General features: G+C 57.0%; 6 protein-coding genes. All 6 read left to right on the forward strand.

Features of this window, described 5'->3' with window-relative positions; translation table 11 throughout:
- Positions 1–15 precede the first annotated feature (15 nt).
- The 6 genes from HYT79_01950 (at position 16) to HYT79_01975 (ending at position 8549) form a co-directional block, all read left to right on the forward strand.
- Entirely contained in the window at positions 16–549 is a 534-nt protein-coding gene (locus HYT79_01950; protein ID MBI2069339.1) for a prolipoprotein diacylglyceryl transferase, read from the forward strand.
- Positions 550–556: 7 nt separating this feature from the next.
- Positions 557–853: a hypothetical protein gene (locus HYT79_01955; GenBank protein MBI2069340.1), complete on the forward strand. Its 297-nt coding sequence runs from the start codon at positions 557–559 to the stop codon at positions 851–853.
- A 100-nt stretch (positions 854–953) separates the two neighbouring features.
- Positions 954–1637 (forward strand): hypothetical protein, encoded by a 684-nt coding sequence (locus tag HYT79_01960; GenBank protein MBI2069341.1) that lies wholly within the window; start codon positions 954–956, stop codon positions 1635–1637.
- A 128-nt stretch (positions 1638–1765) separates the two neighbouring features.
- Complete coding sequence (locus tag HYT79_01965) at positions 1766–3274, forward strand: hypothetical protein (GenBank protein ID MBI2069342.1); 1509 nt, start codon at positions 1766–1768, stop codon at positions 3272–3274.
- A 178-nt stretch (positions 3275–3452) separates the two neighbouring features.
- Positions 3453–5309: a hypothetical protein gene (locus HYT79_01970; GenBank protein ID MBI2069343.1), complete on the forward strand. Its 1857-nt coding sequence runs from the start codon at positions 3453–3455 to the stop codon at positions 5307–5309.
- A gap of 63 nt (positions 5310–5372) precedes the next feature.
- On the forward strand, positions 5373–8549 hold the full coding sequence (locus HYT79_01975; GenBank protein MBI2069344.1) for a hypothetical protein: 3177 nt from the start codon (positions 5373–5375) through the stop codon (positions 8547–8549).
- Positions 8550–8793 lie beyond the last annotated feature (244 nt).

An 8793-nucleotide genomic window follows, 5' to 3' on the forward strand; every position in this document is an offset into this window, starting at 1 on the left:
GGGCTTGATCCGATCATGACGGCGGTGATTGATCCGACGGGACGCGTTGCAAACATGGCCCCCTGGTTTGAACAAAGCGTGATCGTCCACCGCGTGCCGTTGTTGTCGGGGCAAACGGTGTACACAAAGCTGGGGAATTGGTTTGCGGGGGGGTGTTGCTGGGGGGCTCCGACGGAGTCGCCGCTCGGCGTTGTTTATACAAATGCCTTATGTTCCGTTCCGGTTCATTTGAGGGGAATCCCGCTTCATCCCGTGCAGCTTTATGAATCAGCGGGAGCGTTTATTCTTTTTTTAATCCTAAACAGCGTCAAGGATAAATATAAAGGCCAGATTTTTGGTTTCTATATGATCGGTTACGGGATTCTAAGGTTTTGCATTGAATTTTTCAGGCCTGAGAGCACCCTCAAGGGTCCGAATCTTCCGGGATTGTCGTTCACTCAAACAATCATTCTGTTTTTGTTGATTCCCGCCGGAGTTTGGCTGATTGCGAAAGTGCGCCAGGGCAAAATCAAAGTTGACGTTCAAGAGCCTGTGTCGAATTTAGTTTAATCGGGTCGTGGGAAAATTCGTCATTGGTTTCTTAATCGGGCTTGCCGGCGGGGCTGCGGCCGGATGGTTCGGCGCCGGGGTGGTGCCGCCGCCGAAAGAGCTTCAGAAAATATCCAAGGATTTTCAGGCCAAGCTGGAAAAAATGGCCGAAACGCAAATGAACAGTTTGAGCGAGCACGTTAAAAGAGAGCTGGATCGCCGCATCGATGAGCAGATGAAATCTCTTGACTCCTACTCCAAACAACGAATAGATCAGACCATCGAAGAAGAGAAGAAAACCCTCCGAAGCAAGCAGAAGCGCTGAATTTCCGTCCTCTCCTGGAAAAAGGCCTTTTTTGCCGCTAAGCTATTTCTATTGAGCAGTTGATCGGCAATTTCGAATTTGAAATTTAAGATTCAAAATTATGGTCATTGAACAATCAGAGGACCGGCGGCAGGAATTAAAACGCAAAGCCCTTCTTTTGCTGCTGTTGTTAGGCGGCGGGTTGATGGCTTTGGTGATTTCTTTTTTTTGTTCGGGCGGACAGGCGGGCAGGACTCAGGTAATCAAATCAGGGCCCGTTCAGTCCCTGTACCGCAAGATCGACAAAATCGCAATGGCCACCATCGGCCGCCCGTTGTTTTTGGACGCGTCTTATTTTCAGAAGCCGGATGAGTCATTGGCCATGATCGGCACGCCCGAGTGGCGGGCGCTTTATGCGCCGGATAAGCCGGAAGACGTGGATAAAAATGATTTGGTTCCCAAGTCCCTTGTTGTTCCCGAAGGCGGGGGAGAAGCGGGCAATACCCTGGGCGAATCTTCAGTCGGTTTAGCCCAAGGCGGGGGTATCCCAGTCAAGAGCAATTTCCCCAATAATATAGAGGAAGCATTAAAAGCGGGGAAATTGCGGCCCCTGGCCGGGGGCGGGGCGGCCAATAGCAAGAGGCCTGATCCGCCGTCGCGCCGGGGCGCTACGGCCAGGCCGGTGACCGTTGAGGAAAGCGGTTTGTTCCCAGGCCGGGGCCGATCAGGAGGCCGGAAGCCTTCGGGCAAGGCGAAAAGCAGTTCCAGACCGACGACGCCGAGCACGGCGGCGCCGGGGCAATAATAGGCCAAAAAGACGAAGGGACTCCCCAAAAATAGGACTAAAGTCCCCTGGTAAAAAAGCCGGGGCTGGGTTAAAATAGAAGCAATAGGATAAGCCTCGTTGATAAGGGGGTATATTCTTTTTAAGCCATGAATAGGAATTTTCTTTACCGTTCAGCGAATATCAATGCGACTAAACTGATCGCCGGCGTTCTTGCCGGCGGCATCGGCCTGGGCACTTCCTTCGGGCTATTGGCCCGTTTTTCTACGCAAGGCTCGGTCATGAATTTTATGGGGCTTAAAAGCCAGGACGTGACCAAGAGCTTCCGCAAAACGCTGTACCGGACGGCCAATTCCGAGATCATCGAACAGGGGGCTTCTCAGCCGTCGGCGGTGATGGCGGTTCGGGGTACGCCGGGGAATTTGACCTATGATATTTCGTTCATTCTTTTCGGCAAGCCCAAGGATTGGACGGATAAGGCCTCGGCTAAACCGGATAAAGCCGCGGATGCGGTCTCGCCCATCGATTTGGTGAAAAAAGAGACAAAGCCTGTCGTCGCATCGAATGTCACTTCAACGCTCTTGGATATGGGCGTTGAGAACACCCTTGAGCCGCTGCCCTCGATCGGCGACACGGCGTCGGGCAATAGCAGCAAAAGAAACGTCGAATCTCCGGCTTTGGTGGGCGCGGAGAAGCGTTTAGCTAAAGCAACGCCCATGACCGAAGATGACGCCCGGCAGCGCTCGAACGCCCGGCCCAATTTGGAGTTCGCCAAGGGGCGTCAGGCCGTGAATCCCGGCATCAATACGGCGCGCGGCGCGGTTCAACGGCGGCAACGGCTTATTCAAGAATTGCGCGGAGCCGTCGCCTTGGGGCAATATGCCCTGGGCGCCAGCGACGCGGACAGCGCGCTTTCATTGAGCATGGCGCCGGTGGCGGGCATCAATATTTCCCCGGCCTTGGAAAATTTGGCTTCGCGTGGGGAGATCGGCGGCATTGCGGCTGAAAATGTGAATACATCGGCCGGAGATTTGCTGAATACTTTAGGCGGCGGATCGGGTTTGTTGAGCACCGGGGCGGGTCCCGCTGCCGGGGGCTCTGATGATTCCGGCGGGGATACCGGAGACACCGGCGGCGATGTATTGACTGATTTAGGGGACGTTGTTTTTGGGGGCGGCGGTTCGGACGGGGGCATTCTCACCGACCCCGGAGGATATCAGGGCATACCCCCTAAATACTATGACGTTCCTTTGGGAGATATCGGGGGGCTTCTTGGGGGCGGAGTGTTGGGCGGTCCGATCATTATTACGGGTACCGATCCGGTTTGCCCGATATGCCAAGGAACGGTTGATCTTGATCCTGGTTTGATCGTCGGCCCTGCGGCGCCGACCGGACCCATCGTTCAGCTTGATCAAACAAGCCTGCAGTCATCCGTTTCTCTAACCGATTTGCAAAGCTATTCAGCGCCGTTGGCGCTGAATAATACGACGACGATAACCGGAAGCAAGGCGACTTATTCCGGCTCCACCACGCTGCTAAACAGCGGACCGGCGTTGAATCAAACTTCCCTCAACAGCACTCAACTCAACAGTCCTTCTTTGCCTGCCGCAGGCGGGACAAGCGCCATTCCCGGCGGCTCAAAAGGCTTCGGTTTTTAGGTAAAAAGGACTAAAGTCCTATTAACAAAATAGGACTTTTGCCCCTTGATAGTCACCTGTTCCGGGCTTAAAATTAAGGTAGTTATGCAACCCTATTTGACGGGTATTTTCGGCCAGCCCGGCCGGCTGTGGAAAGGTTGAAGGCAACCCATGAACCGATCAGGGCGGGAGAATCATCGTGGCTGATGAAAAAGAGGGGCATCATTCCCCGTCTTTCACCCGTTTGTTGCGCGGGGCTCAAGGTCCTGAAAGCCATGCCAAGGACGTTCCTAAATCCTCAACTCTGCACCGCGAACCGGTCAAACGGGAAGAGGAGAAAAAAAGAAAACCCATTGTTTTGCCTTTTTCCAAAGGCGAGGGCGAATCCGGCCTTTTTTCCATCGGTTACCGGGAATGGGCGTTTTTGTTCGGGTCGACTTTGTTGTTATTCGGCGGCATGGCGGCGGTGCGATTGTTCGCCCCAAAGGAGCCTTCCTTGACGCCGGCGTTTGAGGTTGCGCCCACGGATATGGAAGAAGTGACGCGTCCTCCGGAGGGCAGCGAACCCACGGATGAAATCGTGACCTCAGCCGCTGGGTCCAGGGATACGACCCGCCTGGTTCAACCGCTTTCGGAGCTCGTCCCCAAACCTAAAGAAGACAAATCCAAGGCAGCAGGCGGTCCGCTCGATCAAACAAAAGAAAGTCCGTTTTGGGCGGGGCTAAAAGAAGCGGAGAAACAAACTGGGAAACCACCTCGATTACCCGGCATGCTGGGCGCATTGAATGCGGCTTTAGGCGGCTTGGGTGGGGCTTCATCGGCCGCGCCTCCGGTGAGGATTATGTCCGGGGATGAAATCGCCAGCCGTTTGCGAAATTTGCCTGCCGGATCTTCGCGCGGAGGACCGGGCGGGCGTTTGAGTTATTCAGGCGCTCAGAATATTCCGGGCATGGGCGGCAGCGGCCGGCGATCGAGAACAACGTCGAGCAGGGATGCGGTCAGGAAAGCGCGTGAAGCGGCGCGGCAAGCTTTGGGCGCCTTGCATGGGCAGCCCGAACAGACCGCGGCCAATGCCGCGGGAAAATTCGGCGAATCAACGGGCGGCCGCGAAACGAATCAAGGACCGGGCGGCGGAGCCGTGACCAGCGGGGATACGCCTAAACAGGATAAAAGCGAAGGCCCCAGCATTGATTACAAGATTGAACGCGATCCGATTGCGGATCATATGCGCAAAGCGCTTTTTGACTGGGAGCTTGAGAAGCAGAAAAAAAGGGACAATATTACTGATTGGCTTTGGGCTTATGATGCCTTGGGCGAGGGGTTAAAGACCATCGCGCAGAAAGGATTGGCCGAGCCGCTGGCGAATTTAGTCGGGGGCGCGGTTAATGCTTTAGCCGGCGACGCTCCGCCTGAACCCACGCAATTCGTTTGCCGTCGCGGACCGCGCTCAACGACCTGCACGACAAGCACGAAAGAGTTTTTAAGAGGCAAAGTGCCTTTGTCGGATGATGAATTAAAGACGGCGTCGATTATCGGCGTCGAACATATGTGCGGCCGGGATCCGTGCGCGGATCCCTTCGGAGCGGACGCGGAAAGTTGCATCCCTCAGGTTCGGGTGCGCTATCAGGCCTCCTCGACCACTGAGGCGAAAGAGAAAAGCACCAGCACGCAGTGGCAAGAAAGCACGTTTACGCTCAACGGCGTTCGCTGCTCCGATATCGAGAGCGTTACCGGCGCGCGAAGGGGCGAGGATGACAGCGCCGCGGCCGCGCCCGGCGCCGGCCCGGGCGGCGATTCGAGCACGCCAACTCCTCCGGCCGTTCCTCCCGCGCCCACGGCTGAGGCGGTGGTTAATAATTTGCGCGATATTCCGGAATTCAGGGACCGGGTGACTACGGCGACGCTCAACGGCAAGTCCCCGGATGAGTTGCGGGATATCAACGATAAAGCTTTGGCGCTTGCGGCCATGGACTGCGCGGCTGCGCCGGTTCCTGGGGATTGCGAGTCGGACCGTCAAGCGCATATTCAGGAGTTGAACCGGCTTCTTGGTCTTTAGACATGACAGATTTTTACGGCGGTTGGGAACTGCATAGGGAAGGGTAAATTCGAGGAGGATACCGTGCGTAACGCTAAGTTAAACCCCAGGAATGGGATTTTTATTTTATTGGGCTTGATCAGCCTGGCCCTTGGGCCTGTGACTGTTTTCGCCGATGATCCGGCGAGTTCCTCTGAAATCAACGCCGTGGCCGGTAATTCCGCGGTTGTGGCCTATCCGTTATCCTCCGCTGATTTGGAAGGCGCTACGTCCGCCGAGATTGCAGCCATCGGCAGTCACCTTGAGATTTTGAACAATCGGCATGCTGATTGTTATTTAAGTGATGGATGGTTTACTTCCGGGCGATCCAATGCAGACGGCAGTGAATTAGATTGTACTGATGCCGGATCAGCTATCGGCGGAATCAATGCGATTAAAAGCGCCATTGCGGCCCGCCGAAGCTCGGCGGCATCCGGATCTACCGGAGGGTCCACTCCTGGAACCGGAGCAACCGGCGGCGGGACGCCCGCAAGAACGACGACTCCCCGTCCGACGGGCGCCGGCCGTGCGCGCGCCGGGATCAGGCATACGGGAAGCAAGAGCGGCGGCGATGCCGCCGAAGCCAGCGCAACATTCGACGGCACGAGCGGGCATGGATCGGGGACAGGCGGCACCACGACACCGGGTGCTACCGGAGCCGATCCTGCCATCGTTCCTGTTCGGGCCGATGGCCATGGAACGACCGGCGGCGCAACGCCTGGTTCAGGGCTGACCGGCAGTGGTCATGTAGCCGCAGCGCGCGGAACCGTTCCTCCTCCCCCGCCTCCCGGATCGCCGGGAGCCGGCGGCGTCGGTGGCAGCGGAACTTCAGGCGGCGGTTCAGCTTTTGCCGGCGGGCCGGTCACGGTTTCGCCGGCCGGCGCTTCAACGTTGGTAGGCGGATCTTCCGGGGCCACGGCTTCCCCGACCCGTCGCGTTTCAACTTCGGGCGCGCTTTCGAGTTCCGGCGCCGCGTCTCCGGATATGTCCCGAACATCTCCGGTTGTGGTGCGGGACATTCCCGTTAGCGCCATCAACGATGCGGATAAGCCTTTCGATAAAGCGTCTCTTCTGGTCGGCGTGATGCAGAGCTCAACCGGCACCAATCCCGAGGCCCGGTTGGCTGGCGCTCTTTATCTTTACGAGAAAAATTTGGCCAGCGGCGCGGCCACAGCGGCCCGGCATTGGGCCGGCGTCGTTCCCATGTGGGAGAGCTTCGGCAACAGGAAATTAAATTTTCAAATCGCGCCTACTTTGGCCTCAGGGGCCCGCTATGTTTTTAACGTGCAGGTCCAGGCCGCTTCCATCGGCGCCACCGATTCTCCGGATCGCCGGGCGATTTTGGATCAGATCAGGCAGTATGAAGTTCTGCGCGATTCATTCACGGCCAGGCTCGGCGCCGTTGAGGCCGCTGTGCCGGTTAGACCCAGCGCCGCGAACAGGACTCAATTGAATGCCTTGATCAAGCGCGCCAGAAACCGCCGGGAAACGGACTCGGCCCTTCGCTTGTTCTTGCGCGTTGTCCCGGATGAGGACCCGAGCGGTCCTTGCGTGGGGCTTGATCCTGAATCATTCGTCGCTTGCCAAACCGCGATCCGCGATGCGGCTCAGGCCATGAATGAATTGGTGACGGTCATGAACAATGTCACCAACAACACGCGATTTAACCGGTTGAAAGTTGACCCTGCCACATTAAGGGGCAATGAACGCATCAGGGCTGAAAAATACCAGGCGAATATTCCGATTCTGGAGCAGAAGCTGGACTTTTTGAGGGCCACTTATGCCGGCGGCCGGGACGCGGCGCAAGCCCGAATCAACAGTTTGAACCAGGATTTGGAGCGGCGTTTTGAGGTTGTGGTGAATGATTTCCGCAAAGCCTTTCTTGCGGATCATCGCAATGACTTGACTTTGGCTCACAATACCGCAAATTTTAGGCAGCGTTTAAGGAAAATCAGGCACGAGGTCCGGCTCCAAGGACGCGGGCATCCTGGCGTTGACGCTCAATTGACCGGGCGTGTCGTCACCAACCTAAACGACCTTAATGTTTATGTCAGCAGCCAAAGCTTGGCGACGGTTCAAGCATCAAGCATTACTGCGGAAACCGTCCGGTCCATCATGGCGCTTCGCCAGTATTTAAACAGCGTGACCATGACGTTCGTGGTGTACCCGTCGCGGGTGAAAGAAGAGATCAACGCCGGTTTGACGGGTGAAGGGTTTGCGGCCGGAGCCTCAAGCTCCACGCCGCGTTATATGATGGAAACTCTGCCTATATTCCGGCCCATCAGCACCAATAGCGCCACCAGCGACTCTTGGCAGTATATTGAGGCCAATGCCGGATCAAGGCCGATCTCGATCAGCCCTCTGAATTCTCCTTTCATATCCAGCCGGGATGTCGGCCGCGATTCTTCAGGCCGGGCTACGGGCCCGGAATATCGAGCGTTGGCGATTTTTGACGTTGGGACGGGCGCGGATTTGATGCGCCCCCGCGTCGTTTATTTCCGCGCGGATTCCGGCGACCGGACCAGTAATGCCAATATCCGTTTGGGCCGCGGCGCGGATTCGCCTTGCGCTTCGATCGAGAGCGCGGGCCTGGCTGCGGGACGTTATCGCTGGAACACGGCGACCGTCAATTGTTCGACGGGGCAAGTGATCGTGGCTCCGCCGCCGGCGGCGGCAGTGCCCGCAAGCACAACCACGGTTGTGGGCACGACCCCGGCAGCTCCGGCCAGACGCTCCGGCAGCGGCACTAGAAGAAGAAGCGGCAGTGGATCGGGCACAGCGACATCAACAACGACCACGACCACGCCCACACTGGGAACTCTGCCCTGCAATCCGCCCAGTCACCTTCATGACGGCAACTGCATGGATGATGCTTCAAGCAATCCGACTTGCGCAGAAAATCAACATTTCCATGCACGAACCGGTCTTTGTTACAGCGACTCCAGCACGTCCGGCGGTTCTTCGGTCGCGCCGCTGGCTAATCCTGAGCCCGGAAGCACGACGGCGCCCGTGGAGGCTTGCACAATTTCAATCAGCGGCACCAGCGCAAGCACGTATCGGGCGAGTTGCGGTTCGAATTCCGTGTTGTTAACCTCCGCCGGCGGCGTTGCGAACACATACACCGAATCAGGGAGCACCCCGCCATGGGGACATAAGCATACGTATGTGATTCAGGGCGATACCAGGAGAATTCTCAATCGTCCGGCCGGCTGTACGCATTGAGATAAACCAACCTCGATCTCCGACGGACCGGGACTGAAGTCCCAAAAGTTCATAGGTCTGACGACTCACTATTTTGGTACCGAAGGTCACTGGTCAAAATCCACGCCGTGGCGTATCTTATAGATGACGCTTGTTAAACCGAGCGTTGGGATTGGGAGGGGAGAGAATGCTAATTGGGTAACGCTTGTTACGCGTTCTGAGGAATGCGCAACGGTAAGGGGTGCATGTGCTGACTCGTCAGCGA

This window comes from Elusimicrobiota bacterium, assembly GCA_016180815.1.
Taxonomy (GTDB): Bacteria; Elusimicrobiota; Elusimicrobia; order JACQPE01; family JACQPE01; genus JACPAN01.